The sequence below is a fragment of the Dehalogenimonas etheniformans genome, assembly GCF_014672715.2.
GTDB classification, from domain to species: Bacteria; Chloroflexota; Dehalococcoidia; order Dehalococcoidales; family Dehalococcoidaceae; genus Dehalogenimonas; species Dehalogenimonas etheniformans.
In genome coordinates, this window is the sequence record NZ_CP058566.2 from 186,142 (window position 1) to 202,170 (window position 16,029).

Below are 16,029 nucleotides of genomic sequence, written 5' to 3' on the forward strand. Positions count from 1 at the left end.
TAATGCGGGGCAAGTGAGGGACTTCAGATGGATACGAATGTTATTTACTGCGGCGATTGTTTAGACAAGTTGAAGGAACTCCCAAGCGACAGTGTTGACCTGATTTACATTGACCCGCCATTCAGTTCAAACCGAAGTTACGTTGCCTTTTGGGAAGAACAGGAAGTTAGGCATTTTGAGGATAGATTTGAGGATGTTCAAGCGTATCTTGATTACATGTACCCCCGTGTTAAGGAAATGTATCGCGTTTTAAAACCTACTGGTGGGTTTTTGTATCATTGTGACTGGCATGCTTCACATTACGTTAAAGGGATGCTAGACCGTGGCGACTTATTTGGATATGAAAACTTCCAGAACGAAATTATTTGGTATTACCGTGGGGCTGGTATCTCAAAAAAACGGTTTGCCCGAAGGCATGACGTAATATTCTATTACTCTAAATCTAAGGAATGGTTTTTTGACCCCGACCCTGCCCGACAGCCGTACGCTGAAGCTACTGTAGAACGATTTAAGCATCATATAGGGAATGTTAGGGAAGGGCATGATTATGGATTACAGACATTGAATCCGAAGGGCAAACATCCTTACGATGTGATAACCGATATTCAGCCCGAAGCCCCTTCAGCATTGGCAAGGCGTGGTTATCCAACTCAAAAACCAGTCCCACTAATGGATAGGTTAATCCGTTGTTGTTCTGCCGAAAACTCAATAGTCTTAGATGCTTTTTGCGGATGCGGGACTACCCTGAAGGCTGCACAGATTGCCAAGCGAAAGTGGGTAGGTATTGATATTTCCCCTACAGCATGCCGCGAAATGGCAAAGCGATTGAGGGAGGAATGCGGGTTACGTGACGGCATAGACTTTAAACTACGAAGCATGCCGATGACCGTTGAAGAACTCCGCAAATATCCCCCGCACGAGTTCCAAAACTGGGCAATTATCGCACTGGGCGGGACACCCAACAAGTCGAAGGTGAGGGATATGGGGATAGATGGCAAACTCTATCCAATCGAAAACATTAGTAAAGAGAAAAAAACAGACCAGCCATATCTAGGCGGCAAAAACCTATTTGGCGATATTGACAATTACATCCCGATTCAAGTTAAGCGTACTGACCAGGTGGGACGACCCGAAATAGACACTTTTCAGACAGCCATGAAACGAGATGGCCGAAACAGGGGAATCTTTATCGGGTTTAGTTTTAGCCGTGATGCTGAAAAAGAAATCCGCCGAATTGAGCGGGAAGATGGTTTGAAAATTGAAATGGTCACGGTTGACGAACTAGTCAGCCAACTACTGGACAAGCAATTAGGTTAATTCAAACTGATACACTACCGAGGGGAATGGTCATTCCCCTCGCCTTCGGATGCTGCCCTCTCTACATTCGACAGGCTCAGTGCAGGCTTTAGCTCCTCTCCCACCAGGGGAGAGAAAATCCGGAATTACTCGACCCGGGTGGACAGGAAGACCTGGATGCCCATCTGACCGATCTGGTCCTGGGTGGTCTCGATCTCGTCGACGTGGCCATCCTCGTCGTCGAGGATGGACTGGAGGATGTCGCGGGTGGCGTTGTCGGCGACATCGCGGGCGAGCTTTACGGCGGCATTGTAAGATTTGACCGCACCGTTCTCCAAAACGAGGTCGTTGGCGAACATCTTGGGAACGTCGGCGCCGATGGACATTTTGCGATATTCAGAGACGATCGGGATACCCTCGAGGAAGAGGATACGGCTGATCAGTTTCTCGGCGTGCTTCATCTCGGTGATAGCGCGCTTCTGGATGGCCTTGTGGAGCTTGTCGAAGCCCCAGTTTTCACACATCTCGGCGTGGACCATGTACTGGTTGGTGGCGGTGAGTTCGTCGGCCAGTAGGGAATTAAGGGTTGCAATGAGCTGGGTATCGCCTTTCATTTTTTCCTCCTTGTTATTCTGTTGTAACTCAATACTACCACCGAAAAATGCGGTTACAAACAGAGTGGCTGTCAGCTATCAGCAATCAGTCGACAGTTTACAATTAGACTTCCATATCGCTTACGGTCCTCGGGGTGGCAACCTCACCCCAACCCTCTCCGTTGGCGGAGAGGCAGTAAAAAGGAAAGGTGATTATTTGACGGTTTCGGTAAGCAGTTCGGCTCGAATTGCTTATGACCGAGATTCTTTGTCCCGATGCTGGCGGATCGCAACGATGGAGAGGGGGCGGGTTAAAAACCCGCCCCTACGCGGGGAGACGTCCTCTCCTTTAATTCCTCTCCCAGCCGCGGGAGAGGAAAGCCTTATTATTTTTGCTCGTGTCGCCCATTCGTCGGGCGCAGGATTGGGCTGTTGACAGCCCATCTCCCAAGTGATACACTAACCGATTGTTGTGGCTTTTTGCCGCAAAGGCAGATGATGCATACAAGGCAGTCTGCCAGCGGGCTTAACGAAGGATGAGCTCGTCTCGTCCTTTATTTTTGTCCGGAATTATAAGGAGCACACGATGCCGACAGTGAACCAGTTGATCCGAAAAGGGCGCCATAAGCTGACCAAGAAGGCCAAGACGCCGGCGCTGCATTACAATTTCAACGCGCTCAAGAACCGCACCTCCTACGGCGCCGGTTCGCCCCAGAAGCGCGGCGTGTGCTTACAGGTCAAGACGACCACCCCCAAGAAACCGAACTCGGCTCTGCGCAAGATCGCCCGCGTCAGGCTTTCCAACCACATGGAAGTCACGGCCTACATCGGCGGCGAAGGGCACAACCTGCAGGAGCACTCGGTAGTACTTATCCGCGGCGGCAGGGTGCCTGATTTACCGGGCGTCCGCTACCACATCGTCCGCGGCACGTTGGATACCGCCGGCGTAGCCAACCGCAAGCAGGGCCGTTCCAAATACGGCGCCAAGGTCGCCAAGGCCGCAGCCAAGAAATAAACCCCTAGAGTTTCAGGGAGGCAATTAGAAGAGAAAATGGGAAGACGCAGTTCCGGAATCAAACACCCCGCGATGCCAGACGCCAAATATAACAGCGTTATCGTCTCCAAGTTCATCAACCGAATCATGGTCGACGGCAAGCAGAACACCGCCGAGGCCGTGATCTACGGCGCCATGGAGCTGATGGCCGCTCAGGAAGGCAAAGACGCAGTGACCCTGTTAGAGGCGGCGGTCAAGAACGTGACGCCGATGATCGAAGTCAAGGCACGGCGCGTCGGCGGCGCCAACTACCAAGTGCCGATCGAAGTCCGGCCGGATCGGGCCTTTTCCCTGGCGCTCCGCTGGCTGACCAAAGCTGCGAGGAGTCGCTCCGGCAAGTCTATGGCCGAGAAGCTTTCGGCCGAACTGTCCGACGCCTCCAAGGGCCTGGGCTCCGCCGTCAAAAAGCGCGAAGAGACCCACAAGATGGCCGAGGCCAACCGCGCCTTCGCCCACTACCGCTGGTAAACATAAAGGAAACCCGAAACACTTTTTATGGCACAAGAAACTAGAACTTTCGAATTAGATAAGATACGCAATATCGGCATCATCGCCCACATCGATGCCGGCAAGACGACGACCACCGAGCGCATCCTGTACTTCACCGGCCGGACCTACAAGATAGGCAACGTCGATGAAGGCAACACGGTCATGGACTGGATGCAGCAGGAGCGCGAGCGCGGCATCACCATCACCTCCGCCGCCACCGCCTGCCACTGGCACGACTACCGGATCAACATTATCGACACCCCCGGACACGTCGACTTCACCGCCGAGGTGGAGCGGTCACTGCGCGTCCTCGACGGCGGCGTGGTCGTTTTCGACGGCGTAGCCGGAGTTGAGGCCCAGTCCGAGACGGTTTGGCGCCAGGCTAACCGCTACGGCGTGCCGCGCATCTGCTTTATCAACAAGATGGACCGCACCGGCGCCGATTTCTACCGCTGTTTAAAGATGATCGAAGACAGGTTGAAGGCCCGCCATATCCCGGTGGTTATCCCCATCGGCAGTGGGCCTGAGGGCTTTGCCGGCATTATAGATGTCATCACCGGCAAGGTTTATTCCCACGACGGCGAACAGAACGTCAACGAGATGGTGGAGATTCCATTCCCGGCCGCCGAAAAAGAGCGCTTCGAGGCTGCCCGGCACCAGATGATCGAAAAGCTGGCCGAGCTGGATGACGAGATCATGTGCGCCTATCTGGATGGCAAGGACATCCCGGAAGCGGACATCCGCGCCGGCCTTCGCCGCGTCACTCTCTCTAACAAGGGCATCCCGGTTCTGTGTGGCAGTTCTTTCCGACAGAGGGGTGTCAAGCTACTGCTGGATGCCGTGGTCAACTATTTGCCCTCTCCCCTCGATACGCCGCCGGTGGTCGGCATCGAACCCAAGGGTCAGTCCGAGGTCAACCGCGCCGTCTCCGACGAAGCGCCGTTCTCCGCCCTGGCCTTCAAGGTCGTCTCCGACCCGTTCGTCGGCCGCCTGGTCTACCTCCGGGTTTATTCCGGGACTGTCGACGCCGGCGCCGGGGTGATCAACACCACCCGGGACCAGAAAGAGCGCATCGGACGCCTGCTCGTTATGCACGCCAACGCCCGTGAAGAGATAACCAAAGCCGACACCGGCTCCATCGTCGCTTCGCTGGGACTTAAGAATACCTTCACCGGCGACACCCTGTGCGACCCGGCCCACCCGGTGCTCCTGGAGAACATCAAGTTCCCCGAACCGGTAGTGTCCATTTCCATCGAGCCCAAGACCCGCGCCGACCAGGACAAAATGGTGGACGCGCTACAGAAGCTGGCCGAGGAAGACCCGACCTTCAAGGTCACCTATAACGAAGAGACCGGCCAGAACATCATCGCCGGTATGGGCGAGCTGCACCTGGACGTTTTGGTCAGCCGCATGTTCACTGAACATAAAGTGGCGGCCAAGGTCGGCCAGCCGCGGGTAGCTTACCGCGAGACCATCACCACCGACGCCAAGGCCGAAGGCCGGTTTGTCCGCCAGTCCGGCGGTCGCGGCCAGTACGGCCACGTCAAGATCGAGGTCGTACCGAACACTGAATCGACCGATATCGAAGTCGCCGACGACATTCGCGGCGGCACGGTGCCGAAAAACTTCGTCAAGGCCGCCGCCGAAGGCATCAAGGAAGCCGCCGCCACCGGCGTCTACGCCGGGTACCCCATGGTGGGCGTCAAGGTGTCGATCTACGACGGCAGCTTCCACGAAGTCGACTCCAACGAAATGGCCTTCAAAACGGCCGGCTCGATGGCGCTCAAGGCTGCGGTGAATAAGGCCAATCCAGTGCTACTTGAGCCGATCATGAAAATGGAAGTGATGACTCCCGAGGAATACATGGGCGATATTATCGGCGACTTAAACTCCCGCCGCGGCCATATCGTCTCCATCGAGCCGCGGGGCGACACCACGGTCATCCATGCCTACGTGCCTCTAGCCGAGACCTTCGGTTATACCACCACTATCCGTGGCATCAGCAAGGGCCGCGCCACCTCGTCCATGGAATTTTATAAGTACCAGGAACTGCCGGCAAACATCGCCAAGACGGTAATGGAAGCCGCGGCAGTCGCGAAATAGGGGATATAGAAACGATGGGTAAACAAAAGATCCGCATCAAGCTCAAGGGGTTCGACCACAAGGTGCTCGACCAGTCAGCGCTGCAGATCGTCGAAGCGCTGGAGCGCACCGGCGCGGTCATCTCCGGACCGGTGCCGCTACCGACCCAAATTAAAAAGTACTCGGTTATCAGGGCTTCCTTCATCGACAAGGACTCCCAGGAGCAGTTCGAGGTCCGCACCCACAAGAGGCTTATCGACATCGTGGAAACGACCTCTAAGACCATCGACGCGCTGACCAGTCTCAATATGCCGGCTGGCGTCAGCATCGATATCAAGCTATAGGCGCTATTAGATTAACCTTTAGGAAACTAGAGATGATGAACGGTATTATCGGTAAGAAACTGGGCATGACCCAGGTCTACGGCGAAGGCGGCAAAGCAGAACCGGTAACGGTGCTTGCGGTCGGGCCGTGCACGGTCACCATGCTGAAAACAGTTGAGAAGGACGGCTACGCCGCCGCTCAATTGGGCTTCGGCACGGCCAAGAAACTGGCTAAAGCGGAGAAGGGTCACACCAAGGACCTGGGTGAATTCCGCCACCTTAGAGAGTTCCGCCTGGAAGACACTGCCGGCATCGAAGTCGGCGCCAAGATCGACGCCGGGCTGTTTGCCGACGGCGAACTGATCGATGTCACCGGCACCTCCAAGGGCAAGGGTTTTGCCGGCGGCGTCAAACGCCACGGCTTCCACGGCGGCGCCAAGACCCACGGCCAGAGTGACCGCCATCGTGCTCCCGGCTCTATCGGTTCCACGACCACACCCGGGCGCGTCTATCCGGGCACCCGGATGGCCGGGCACATGGGCCATGAGCAGGTCACCGTCCGCAGCCTCAAGGTGGTCAAGGCCGACAAAGAGAAGAACCTGCTCCTGGTGCGCGGGGCCGTCCCCGGCGCCAAGAACGGTCTCATCCTGATTAAAAAATCGAAGAAGAGCAAGTAAATGGAAATTGCCGTTTATAACACCCAGGGCCAGGTAGTCAAGAACCGGAATATCAGCGAAGCAGTGTTCGGCGTCTCGATGAACGAGGCGGTGGTGCACCAGGCGGTGGTCGCTCAAGCCGCGAATGCCAGGCAGGGCACCCAGAGCACCAAAGGCCGCAGCGAAGTGGCCGGATCATCCAAGAAGCTGTTCCGCCAGAAAGGCACCGGCGAAGCCCGTGCCGGCTCGGTCAAGAGCGGCCTGCGGCCCGGCGGCGGCATCATATTCGGACCCAAGCCGCGGGATTTCGGCAAAGCCTTGCCCAAGAAGGTCAGGCAACTGGCCATCCGCTGCCTTTTATCCGACAAATTTTCCAGCGGCGGCCTTAAGGTCATTGAAGGCTTCAATTTCGAAGCGCCCAAGACCAAAGACATGGCGGCTCTTTTGACCGCACTCGAGTGTGTGCCCTCAGCCATCGTAGCCACCTCCGGCGTGGACGAGAAGGTCGTGCTGTCGGCCCGCAACCTGCCCAAGGTCAAAACCACCCCGGCCAACCTGCTCAACGTGGCCGACCTCCTGAAGTACGACAAGTTGCTTCTCACCGAGGAAGCGCTTGCCGTGGTCGAGAAGGTCTGGGGCGGCGAGGCCGTTTAAGGAGAGGCAATGCATATTTTAGACGTATTAAAGAAGCCGCTGATCACCGAGAAGAATGCCCGGCTGCAGGAAGCCAACCAGTATGCCTTCGAGGTGTCGAGCGAAGCCACCAAGCCCCAGATCAAGGCGGCGGTGGAATCCGCGTACAAGGTGACGGTGACCGGGGTCAATGTCCTCACCGTCAAAGGCAAGGAAAAGCGCATGGGGCGCGGTTTGTACCGGGCTCCGAACTGGAAGAAAGCCCTGGTGACCCTGAAAGCGGGCGACAAGATCCAGTTCTTTGAAGGGGTATAACTATGGCACTTAAAGAATACAACCCGACTTCGGCGGGCCGCCGGCACCAGACCGGGTACTCCTTCGAGGAGATTACCAAGGCCAGGCCGGAAAAGTCGCTCATCATGACCGTCAAGCAGGACGCCGGGCGCAACAGCCAGGGCAAATTGACGGTGAGGCATCGCGGCGGCGGTGCCCGGAAGATCGTCCGGATCATCGATTTCAAACGCGAGAAGATCGGCATTCCCGGCAAGGTGGCGGCCATCGAGTACGACCCGCACCGCTCGGCGCGCATCGCCCTGATCTTCTATGTAGACGGTGCTAAGCGCTACATCCTGGCGCCCCAGGGCTTGAAGGTCGGCGAGACGATCATGACCGCCCCCGACGCTGAACTAAAGCCCGGCAATTCGCTGCCGCTGCAGAACATGCCTTCGGGCACGCTAATCCATAACATCGAACTCGAGCCGGGACGTGGCGGCAAGCTGGTTCGTTCAGCCGGCGCGGCTGCCCAGCTCATGGCCAAGGAGGGTGAGTACGCCCTGGTCCGCCTGCCCTCTGGCGAAGTGCGGCGGGTGCGCATCGAGTGCTACGCCACCGTCGGCGTCGTCGGCAATGAGGAACACCAGACGGTGTCGCTGGGTAAGGCCGGGCGCAAGCGCCACATGGGCTTCCGGCCCACGGTCAGAGGCTCGGCGATGACGCCCCGTGACCATCCGCACGGCGGCGGCGAAGGCCGCACGCCCATCGGTATGGCTGGACCGAAGACGCCCTGGGGCAAGCCGGCGCTGGGTTACAAGACCCGCGACAAATCCAAGCCTTCGAATAAACTTATCGTCAAGCGGCGGAGGTAGATAATAAATGTCACGTTCTGTTAAAAAAGGCCCTGCAGTCGAGGCCAAACTGATGAAACGGGTCGAGGAAGCAAACCGCTCCGGCAAAAAGGTACTCATCAAGACTTGGGCGCGCTGGTCAACGATACTGCCTGAGATGGTAGGCCTCAATATCGGCGTCCATGACGGCCGGCGGCATATGCCGGTGTTCATCACCGAGAACATGGTAGGCCACCGGCTGGGCGAGTTCGCCGCCACCCGAACCTTCCGCGGCCACGGTTCGGGCAAGGCTGCCGAAGCCGCGCCGGCAAAGAAACAAGGGGCATAAATTATGCAGGTTAAAGCAGTATCAATGAACACCGGGGTTCCGGCCAGCAAGGTCAGGCTGTATATCGACTTGGTGCGGGGCAAGACGGTCGCCGAGGCCCTGGCCATCCTGAAATTCGCCCCATCGCCGTCGGCGGTAAGCGTGGCCAAGACGGTCAAATCTGCCGCCGCCAATGCCGAGAACAACTACCAGCTGGAACCGTCCGCTCTTAAAGTCGTCAAGATTTTCGCCGACGGCGCACCGATGATGAAACGTCACAAGCCGCGTTCCCGCGGCCGGGCGTCGCCGATTCTGAAAAGGTCGAGCAATATCACCGTCGTCGTGGCTGACCAGGAGGTTTAATGGGACGCAAGGTTCATCCGTACGCTTTCCGCATCGGGGCTATCAAGGGCTGGAATGCCAAGTGGTACGCCGATAAGCACTTCTCGGACAATCTCCTGGAAGACCTGAAGCTGCGGCAGGGCATCAAGCAGAAATATGTCGATGCCGGCATCTCCAACATCGAGGTCGAACGCCAGGCCAACAAGGTCTCGGTGACCGTGTCCACTTCCCGGCCGGGCATCGTCATCGGCCGCGGCGGCCAGCGCGTCGACGAGATGCGCAAGTTTCTGGAAGAGCTGGCCGGCAAGAGGATCCAGCTCAACATCCACGAGATCGGCCAGCCGGAACTGGACGCCTTCCTGGTGGCCCGGTCGGTTGCCGACCAGATGGAGCGCCGCATCGCCTACCGCCGCGCCATGAAACAGGCGATGTTCCGCACCCGGCAGTCCGGGGCCAAGGGCATCAAGATCGCCTGCGCCGGGCGCCTGGGCGGCGTTGAAATCGCGCGGCGCGAAATGATGCATGATGGCCGCGTGCCGCTGCACACCATTCGGGCTGACATCGATTACGGTTTTGCCGAGGCTAAGACCGCCTTGGGCCGCATCGGAGTCAAGGTATGGATCTACCGCGGCGATATTTTGCCTGAAAATAAGGCTGAGGCCGAGGAAGCCGAAATGACCGAGATGACGCCGGCGGCGCCCGTGGTTCAGCCCGCGGCTAAGAGCGAAGCCACGGCGGCGGAGAGTCCGGCCGCCCCTGCGGCCGCCCCGGCAGCCGAAGCCAAACCGCGCAGCCGCAAGAAAGCCGAAACCGCGGTTGAGACCGCCGCCCCGGCCGCAGACGCCGCTCCGGCGCCCAAACGGCGCAGCCGCAAGGCGGAAGAGAAAACTGAAGAGGCCTAACTCCGGCCTTTATTAGAGGGATACCATGCAGCAACCAAAACGAGTCAAATACCGCAAGAGCCATAAGGGCCATCGCCACGGCGAGGCCCAGGCCGGCAACAAGATCGATTTCGGTGATTTCGGATTACAGGCCACCTCGACCGCCTGGGTTACCGCCCGGCAGATCGAAGCCGCCCGGCGCGCCATGACCCGCTATATTAAGCGCGGCGGTAAGGTGTGGATCCGCATCTTCCCCGATCACCCGGTCACCTCCAAACCGGCTGAAACCAGAATGGGTTCCGGCAAGGGAGCCCCAGACCACTGGATCGCCGTGGTCAAGCGCGGCCGGGTGCTGTTCGAAATGGGCGGCGTGGACGAAGGTACGGCCCGCGAGGCTATGAGGCTGGCGGCCTATAAGCTGCCGCTTCAGTCGAAATTCGTCGCCAAGACCGCCGAGGCGGCGGTCGCTACGACAGAGGAGGTGGCGTAACATGAAAATCGAAGAGATCAGGCACCTGTCAGCCGAGCAGATCAGGAAAGAGCTGGACGGCGCCCACCGCGAGTTCATGGAACTGCGCTTCAAACTGGCGACGAAACAACTGGTCAACCACCGGCAACTGCCGGAGGTCAAGAAGAGGATAGCCCAATTCCAGACGGTGCTCCGCGAGCGCGCGCTGGGCATAAGGTAGGATAAGATGGAACACAAACCCCAAATCAAGACGATGATCGGGCGGGTGGTATCCGACAAGATGATGAAAACGGTTATCATCGAGGTCGAGGGCCGCCGCCAGCATCCGATTTACAAGAAGGCGTACAAGGTGGTCAAGAAATTCCAGGTCCATGACGAAGCCGGGCAAGCCCATTACGGCGATGTCGTGGAAGTGGTCCCCAGCCGCCCGCTGTCACGCACCAAGCACTTCCGGGTGCTGCGCGTCCTCACCAAGGGCGAGGTAGCTGAGTCTGCCGAACTCAAGGAGATCACCTAAATGATACAGGCTTATACGCGCCTCAAGGTAGCCGATAACACCGGCGCCAAGTCTCTGATGTGCGTCAACGTCCTGGGCGGCAGCGGCAAGCGCCGCGGCCGGATCGGCGACGTTATCGTCTGCTCGGTCAAGCGCTCATCTCCGGATTCCGCGGTCAAACAGGGCACCGTGGTCAAGGCGGTTATCGTGCGCCAGGTATCGCCGCTGCGCCGATCCGACGGCTCCTACATCAAGTTCGACGACAACGCCGCTGTCATTTTAACCGATAAAAACGAACCCCGGGGCACCCGCATCTTCGGTCCCGTAGCCCGAGAGCTGCGCGACAAGAAATTTTTAAAGATCCTGTCCCTGGCGCCGGAGGTCTTATAACGAATTATGAAAATCAAAAAAGACGATAACGTACTGGTCATCGCCGGTAAAGACCGGGGTAAGACGGGCAAGGTCAGGCTGGTTTATACCGCCAAGAATCGCGTCCTGGTCGACGGCGTCAATATGGCTAAAAAGCATTCCAAGGCCCGCGGCCAGGTGAAACAAGCTGGCATCATCGAGCGCGAGGCGCCGATAGAGGCCTCCAATGTCATGCTGCTGTGCAGTAAATGCGGCAAGCCGTCCCGCCTGGGCGACCGCCGGCTGGCCGATGGCAAAAAGGTTAGAGTGTGCAAATCCTGCGGCGAGGTAATCGACTAACATGGCCGGACTTAAAGAAAAATACATTAAAGAAGCCGTGCCGAGGCTGAAACAGGCCTACGGCTACGAGAACGTCATGCAGGTGCCGCGCATCACCAAGGTGGTGCTCAACGTCGGTGTCGGCAAGGAAGCCTCCGCCAACCCCAAGGCAGTGGAGACCGCCCAGGCCGATTTGGCGTCCATCGCCGGGCAGCACCCGGTGATCACCCGCAGCAAGCGGTCCATCGCCAACTTCAAGCTCAGGGTGGGCATGCCCATCGGTCTCAAGGTAACGCTTAGAGGCGCGGCCATGTACAACTTCCTGGAGAAACTCATCAGCGTCGTGCTGCCGCGCCTCCGCGATTTCCAGGGCGTGCCGACCGACGCCTTCGACGGTCGGGGCAGTTATGCCCTGGGTCTCAAGGAACAGACGGTTTTCCCGGAGATCGATTTTTCCAAGGTCGACAAACTGCGCGGGCTGGAGGTCTGCATCGTCACCACAGCCAAGACGGACGCCGAGAGCCGGACCCTCTTAGAGGGTATCGGTATGCCGTTCGCCAAAGAATAGAGGTAACAATGGCTAAGACATCTAAAATCGTCAAATCCAAGCGGACTCCCAAGTTCAAGGTGCAGCAGCACAACCGCTGCCTTAAGTGCGGCCGGCCGCGCGGCTACATCCGCCAGTTCGGTCTGTGCCGCATCTGCTTCCGCGAGCTGGCCCTCCAGGGCCAGATCCCGGGCGTCCGGAAGTCGAGCTGGTAAATGAAAAATATGCTTAAGCAATTACAGGGGGAAGCCCGATGACTGATCCTATTGCCGATATGCTGACCCGGATTAGAAACGCCGCCATGGCCGGGCACGAGACGACGACCATCCCGGCCTCGCGCATCAAGCAGAACATTGCCAAGCTCCTAAAAGCGGAGGGTTTCATCTCCGGCTTCGAGGTTACCGGCACGAAACCCGAACGCCAGATCAAGGTGACGCTGCGCTACGACGAAAAGGGTACCCCGGCGGTGTCCGGCCTGGAGCGCGTCAGCAAGCCGGGCTTAAGGGTCTACGTCCAGCGCGGCGAGATCCCCCGCGTTTACGGCGGGCTGGGCGTGGCCGTTTTGTCCACCCCTCAGGGTGTAATGACCGGGTATCAGGCCTGGCGGGCCGGTGTCGGCGGCGAACTCCTGCTCAAAGTTTGGTAGAGTCTAGAGGATACTGAAATGTCACGAATTGGAAAATTGCCGGTGGCCGTGCCCAAAGGGGTCAAGGTCGCCATCAATGGCGACACTGTAACCGTCACCGGCCCCAAAGGCGAACTTAAAAGGACCTTCTCCCCGGAGATGGCCATCACCCAGGAAGACGGCAAGCTGGTGGTCAAGCGGCCTTCGGATGCCCAGCAGCACAAGGCCCTCCACGGTCTTTCCCGGACGCTCCTGGCCAACATGGTCAAGGGCGTCAGCGAGGGTTACGAGAAAGGCCTCGAGATCGTCGGCGTCGGCTTCAGGGCTGAGAAATCCGGCGAGACCCTGGTGCTCAGGGTCGGCTATTCCCACACCGTCGAGGTGGCCCCCGAAAAGGGCATCACCTTTACCGTCGAAACGCCGACCAAGCTCAAGGTCGTCGGCATCGACAAGGAGCGGGTAGGCCAGGTGGCGGCCGAGATCAGAGGCGTCAAAAAGCCCGATGCCTACAAGGGCAAGGGCATCCGCTATGCCGGCGAGAGAATCAAGTTGAAGCCCGGCAAAGCGGTCGGAAAGGCGGCTAAATAATGGTTAAACAGACATCCAGAGCGGCGCGGCTGATGCGCCACGAACGGCTGCGCAAAACCCTGTCGGGCACTGCGAACCGTCCCAGGTTGTGCGTCTTCCGCTCGCTGGAACATATATATGCCCAGGTTATCGATGATAAGCGCGGCGCCACCCTGACGCAGGCCTCAACCCTCGATGCCGAACTGAAGACACAGTCGGCGGACAAGAAGAAAATGGACCAGGCGGAACAGGTCGGCAAGACCATCGCCAAGCGAGCCCTGGACGCCGGGATCAAGGAAGTGGTCTTTGACCGCGGCGGCAATAAATATCACGGCCGGATCAAAGCCCTAGCCGAGGCGGCCCGTTCCGCCGGACTTTCGTTTTAGGAGCCTCTATGGTAAAAGGAATGATTTCCAAGATCGATCCCCAGGAGCTGTCGCTCAACGATAAGCTGATCTATATCAACCGGGTGACCAAGGTGGTCAAAGGCGGCAAGCGCATGGCCTTCTCCGCTCTCGTGGTCACCGGCGACGGCGCCGGGCATGTCGGCGTGGGCATGGGCAAGGCCAAGGAAGTGCCGGTGGCTATCGCCAAGGCTTCGGCCACCGCCAAAAAGCACCTGATCAAGATCGACATGAACGGCACCACCATCCATCACGAGATCCGGGTGAAATTCGGCGCCGCCGAGGTCTTCCTGAAACCGGCCGCCCCGGGCACCGGCATCATCGCCGGCGGTTCGGTCCGGGCTGTTCTGGAGACCGCCGGGGTCAAGGACATCCTGACCAAATCGCTCGGCAGCCCGAACAAGGTCAATGTCGCCCGGGCGACGATCGCCGCCCTGGCCCAGGTCCAGAACCCCAAGGACGTGCTGGCCAAACGGCGCGCCGGCGTTACCGCCGAGGAGGGCGCCAATGGCTAAGATTTCCATCACCCTGGTCAAGAGCGGCATCAAGTACAAGTTCGATCAGAAAGATACCCTGGAGTCGCTGGGTTTGAAAAGACTGCACCAGACGGTCGTCCAGGAAGACAACCAGGCCATCCGGGGCATGATCCAGAAAGTCAGGCACCTGGTGACCGTGGCGGAGGCAAAATAGTGAAAGAACATGAATTAATGCCGTCAGCCGGCGCGGCCAAAAGCCGCAAGCGGGTTGGCCGGGGCGACGCCTCGGGCCACGGCAGCTATTCCGGTCGCGGTATGAAAGGCCAGAAAGCGCGGGCCGGCGGGCGCGTCCGTCCCGGATTTGAGGGCGGCCAGAACCCGCTGATCAAAAAGCTGCCCCAGAAGCGCGGTTTCGTCAATCCCTTCCGCGTGGAATATGACGTGGTCAACGTCGCTGAGCTAAACCATTTCGAGGCCGGCACCGTGGTCACCCCGGAACTCTTGGTCTCGGCCAAGGTATTGAAATCAGCCGCCAAGCCGGTCAAGGTTCTGGCCGACGGTGAAGTCGACCGGGCGCTTACCGTCCGGGCCAACGCCTTCAGCATCGAGGCCAAGGCCAAGATCGAAGCTGCCGGCGGCAAAGTAGAGGAAATCTAATGCCGGAGAAATCGGGCCGACCCAAGCTGCTCCAGGCGATGTTCGATGCCTTCAGCCTGCCGGATCTACGGCGGCGCATCCTCATCACCCTTGGCATTTTGCTGGCTTTCCGGGTTGTCGCCCACGTGCCCATGCCGGGTGTCGATTCCGCCGCGCTGGCGAACATGATGGAATCAAATCCCATCCTGGGCATGCTCGATATTTTCTCGGGTGGCGCTCTTAAAAACTTCAGCCTGCTGGCCCTCGGGGTTTACCCCTATATCACCGCCAGCATCGTCATGACCCTCATGACGCCCATCGTGCCCGCCCTCCAGAGGCTGTCACAGGAAGGCGAGTCCGGGCGCAACAAAATCAATTTGATCACTCACTGGCTGACCGTACCCCTGGCCGCGCTGGGCGGCTGGGGCCAACTGGTCCTCATGCAGCGCGAGGGGGTGGTGGCTGCTTCCGAGCCTCTGATGACTGCCGCCATCATCATCTCGCTGACTGCCGGCACCCTGTTCCTGGTGTGGCTGGGCGAGCAGATAACCCAGTACGGCATCGGCAACGGCGTGTCCATCATCATCTTCGCCGGCATCGTCGCCGGGCTGCCGACACTTATCGGGCAGGGTTACCTGGCAAAAGACCAGTTCCTGGGTCTGGCGGCTTACCTTATTATCGCTCTGCTGATCACCATCCTCATCGTCATTTTCACCGAGGCCCACCGGCGCATACCGGTGCAGTACGCCAAAACGGTGATCAAGAGCGGCCGGATGTACCGCCAGAGCGGCGCTTCCCATATACCGCTCCGGGTCAATACCGCCGGCATGATCCCGCTTATCTTCGCCTCGGCGCTGGTCATCTTCCCGGGCACCATCGCCAGCTACTTCATGAATCCGGCGGGCTCTGACCCCAACTTCGCCAACACCATATACAACTGGTTCAACCCCAACACTGGTCTGCCGGTAGGGTTGTTCTACTGGGTGCTGTTCTTCCTGCTGACCATCGCTTTTGCCTTCTTCTATACCATGGTCGTCTTCGAGCAACAGGACCTACCGGGCACGCTGCAGAAGCAAGGCGGTTTCATCCCGGGCATCCGGCCGGGTAAGCAGACGGCCAATTACCTGAACGCGGTTATCCGCAATATCACCTGGGGCGGCGCGTTGTTCCTGGCGCTGGTGGCGGTCTTTCCGTTCATTGCAAACCAGATCACCGGGGTGCAGACGCTCCAGCTCTCCAGCTTCGGCATGCTTATCGTCGTCGGTGTGGTGCTGGACACCATGAAGCAACTGGAAGCCCAGCTGGTGATGCGCCGCTACGAAGGCTTTATCAAGTAGTGCAG

The 16,029-nt window shown here is 58.7% G+C and carries 27 protein-coding genes; 26 read left to right on the plus strand and 1 reads right to left on the minus strand.

The window, feature by feature from the left end:
- The first annotated feature begins 27 nt into the window (after positions 1–27).
- Positions 28–1,317: a DNA methyltransferase gene (locus HX448_RS01015; RefSeq protein ID WP_102331258.1), complete on the plus strand. Its 1,290-nt coding sequence runs from the start codon at positions 28–30 to the stop codon at positions 1,315–1,317.
- A gap of 125 nt (positions 1,318–1,442) precedes the next feature.
- Here HX448_RS01015 and bfr read toward each other — a convergent pair whose 3' ends face one another.
- Positions 1,443–1,910 carry a bacterioferritin gene (gene bfr, locus HX448_RS01020; RefSeq protein ID WP_102331259.1) on the minus strand — a complete coding sequence of 156 codons (468 nt, stop codon included), beginning with the start codon at positions 1,908–1,910 and terminating at the stop codon, positions 1,443–1,445.
- Positions 1,911–2,475: 565 nt separating this feature from the next.
- Between bfr and rpsL the strand changes: the two genes are divergently transcribed.
- The 25 genes from rpsL to secY are packed head-to-tail and all read left to right on the plus strand — an operon-like array spanning position 2,476 to position 16,024.
- Positions 2,476–2,904 carry a 30S ribosomal protein S12 gene (rpsL, locus tag HX448_RS01025; RefSeq protein ID WP_076003353.1) on the plus strand — a complete coding sequence of 143 codons (429 nt, stop codon included), beginning with the start codon at positions 2,476–2,478 and terminating at the stop codon, positions 2,902–2,904.
- Between the two features lie 36 nt (positions 2,905–2,940).
- The gene (gene rpsG, locus HX448_RS01030; RefSeq protein ID WP_102331260.1) at positions 2,941–3,411 is read left to right on the plus strand and encodes a 30S ribosomal protein S7; all 471 of its coding nucleotides are present in this window, start codon (positions 2,941–2,943) and stop codon (positions 3,409–3,411) included.
- A gap of 27 nt (positions 3,412–3,438) precedes the next feature.
- Positions 3,439–5,535, plus strand: coding sequence for an elongation factor G (gene fusA / locus HX448_RS01035; RefSeq protein WP_102331261.1), 2,097 nt, complete (start codon positions 3,439–3,441; stop codon positions 5,533–5,535).
- Positions 5,536–5,549: 14 nt separating this feature from the next.
- A complete protein-coding gene (gene rpsJ / locus HX448_RS01040) occupies positions 5,550–5,858 on the plus strand; it encodes a 30S ribosomal protein S10 (protein WP_076003356.1) in 309 nt (102 codons plus the stop codon).
- Between the two features lie 32 nt (positions 5,859–5,890).
- Positions 5,891–6,514, plus strand: coding sequence for a 50S ribosomal protein L3 (gene rplC / locus HX448_RS01045; protein ID WP_102331262.1), 624 nt, complete (start codon positions 5,891–5,893; stop codon positions 6,512–6,514).
- Positions 6,515–7,147 (plus strand): 50S ribosomal protein L4, encoded by a 633-nt coding sequence (gene rplD / locus HX448_RS01050; RefSeq protein ID WP_102331263.1) that lies wholly within the window; start codon positions 6,515–6,517, stop codon positions 7,145–7,147.
- Positions 7,148–7,156: 9 nt separating this feature from the next.
- Positions 7,157–7,441, plus strand: a complete 285-nt coding sequence (locus HX448_RS01055) for a 50S ribosomal protein L23 (protein WP_102331264.1) — start codon at positions 7,157–7,159, stop codon at positions 7,439–7,441.
- 2 nt (positions 7,442–7,443) lie between these two features.
- On the plus strand, positions 7,444–8,271 hold the full coding sequence (rplB, locus tag HX448_RS01060; RefSeq protein ID WP_102331265.1) for a 50S ribosomal protein L2: 828 nt from the start codon (positions 7,444–7,446) through the stop codon (positions 8,269–8,271).
- A gap of 7 nt (positions 8,272–8,278) precedes the next feature.
- Entirely contained in the window at positions 8,279–8,578 is a 300-nt protein-coding gene (rpsS, locus tag HX448_RS01065; RefSeq protein WP_102331266.1) for a 30S ribosomal protein S19, read from the plus strand.
- A 3-nt stretch (positions 8,579–8,581) separates the two neighbouring features.
- Positions 8,582–8,920, plus strand: a complete 339-nt coding sequence (gene rplV, locus HX448_RS01070; protein WP_102331267.1) for a 50S ribosomal protein L22 — start codon at positions 8,582–8,584, stop codon at positions 8,918–8,920.
- Positions 8,920–9,801 carry a 30S ribosomal protein S3 gene (gene rpsC / locus HX448_RS01075; RefSeq protein ID WP_102331268.1) on the plus strand — a complete coding sequence of 294 codons (882 nt, stop codon included), beginning with the start codon at positions 8,920–8,922 and terminating at the stop codon, positions 9,799–9,801. Before rplV ends, rpsC begins: the two co-directional genes overlap by 1 nt.
- 25 nt (positions 9,802–9,826) lie before the next feature.
- The gene (gene rplP, locus HX448_RS01080) at positions 9,827–10,270 is read left to right on the plus strand and encodes a 50S ribosomal protein L16 (RefSeq protein WP_102331269.1); all 444 of its coding nucleotides are present in this window, start codon (positions 9,827–9,829) and stop codon (positions 10,268–10,270) included.
- Between the two features lies 1 nt (position 10,271).
- Positions 10,272–10,469 (plus strand): 50S ribosomal protein L29, encoded by a 198-nt coding sequence (rpmC, locus tag HX448_RS01085; RefSeq protein WP_102331270.1) that lies wholly within the window; start codon positions 10,272–10,274, stop codon positions 10,467–10,469.
- Positions 10,470–10,475: 6 nt separating this feature from the next.
- Positions 10,476–10,766, plus strand: coding sequence for a 30S ribosomal protein S17 (gene rpsQ, locus HX448_RS01090; RefSeq protein ID WP_102331271.1), 291 nt, complete (start codon positions 10,476–10,478; stop codon positions 10,764–10,766).
- Entirely contained in the window at positions 10,767–11,135 is a 369-nt protein-coding gene (rplN, locus tag HX448_RS01095) for a 50S ribosomal protein L14 (protein ID WP_102331272.1), read from the plus strand.
- Between the two features lie 6 nt (positions 11,136–11,141).
- Positions 11,142–11,453, plus strand: coding sequence for a 50S ribosomal protein L24 (gene rplX / locus HX448_RS01100; RefSeq protein WP_102331273.1), 312 nt, complete (start codon positions 11,142–11,144; stop codon positions 11,451–11,453).
- A gap of 1 nt (position 11,454) precedes the next feature.
- On the plus strand, positions 11,455–12,000 hold the full coding sequence (rplE, locus tag HX448_RS01105; RefSeq protein WP_102331274.1) for a 50S ribosomal protein L5: 546 nt from the start codon (positions 11,455–11,457) through the stop codon (positions 11,998–12,000).
- 8 nt (positions 12,001–12,008) lie between these two features.
- Positions 12,009–12,194: a type Z 30S ribosomal protein S14 gene (locus HX448_RS01110; protein ID WP_102331275.1), complete on the plus strand. Its 186-nt coding sequence runs from the start codon at positions 12,009–12,011 to the stop codon at positions 12,192–12,194.
- A gap of 38 nt (positions 12,195–12,232) precedes the next feature.
- A complete protein-coding gene (rpsH, locus tag HX448_RS01115) occupies positions 12,233–12,625 on the plus strand; it encodes a 30S ribosomal protein S8 (protein ID WP_102331276.1) in 393 nt (130 codons plus the stop codon).
- A gap of 18 nt (positions 12,626–12,643) precedes the next feature.
- The gene (gene rplF / locus HX448_RS01120; RefSeq protein WP_102331277.1) at positions 12,644–13,192 is read left to right on the plus strand and encodes a 50S ribosomal protein L6; all 549 of its coding nucleotides are present in this window, start codon (positions 12,644–12,646) and stop codon (positions 13,190–13,192) included.
- A complete protein-coding gene (gene rplR / locus HX448_RS01125; protein ID WP_102331278.1) occupies positions 13,192–13,557 on the plus strand; it encodes a 50S ribosomal protein L18 in 366 nt (121 codons plus the stop codon). The genes rplF and rplR overlap by 1 nt, the downstream gene beginning before the upstream one ends.
- Positions 13,558–13,565: 8 nt before the next feature.
- Entirely contained in the window at positions 13,566–14,090 is a 525-nt protein-coding gene (gene rpsE, locus HX448_RS01130) for a 30S ribosomal protein S5 (RefSeq protein WP_272868183.1), read from the plus strand.
- The gene (gene rpmD, locus HX448_RS01135) at positions 14,083–14,265 is read left to right on the plus strand and encodes a 50S ribosomal protein L30 (RefSeq protein ID WP_102331279.1); all 183 of its coding nucleotides are present in this window, start codon (positions 14,083–14,085) and stop codon (positions 14,263–14,265) included. Before rpsE ends, rpmD begins: the two co-directional genes overlap by 8 nt.
- Positions 14,265–14,708: a 50S ribosomal protein L15 gene (gene rplO / locus HX448_RS01140; protein WP_102331280.1), complete on the plus strand. Its 444-nt coding sequence runs from the start codon at positions 14,265–14,267 to the stop codon at positions 14,706–14,708. The genes rpmD and rplO overlap by 1 nt, the downstream gene beginning before the upstream one ends.
- Positions 14,708–16,024 carry a preprotein translocase subunit SecY gene (secY, locus tag HX448_RS01145; RefSeq protein ID WP_226846794.1) on the plus strand — a complete coding sequence of 439 codons (1,317 nt, stop codon included), beginning with the start codon at positions 14,708–14,710 and terminating at the stop codon, positions 16,022–16,024. Before rplO ends, secY begins: the two co-directional genes overlap by 1 nt.
- Positions 16,025–16,029: the final 5 nt, after the last annotated feature.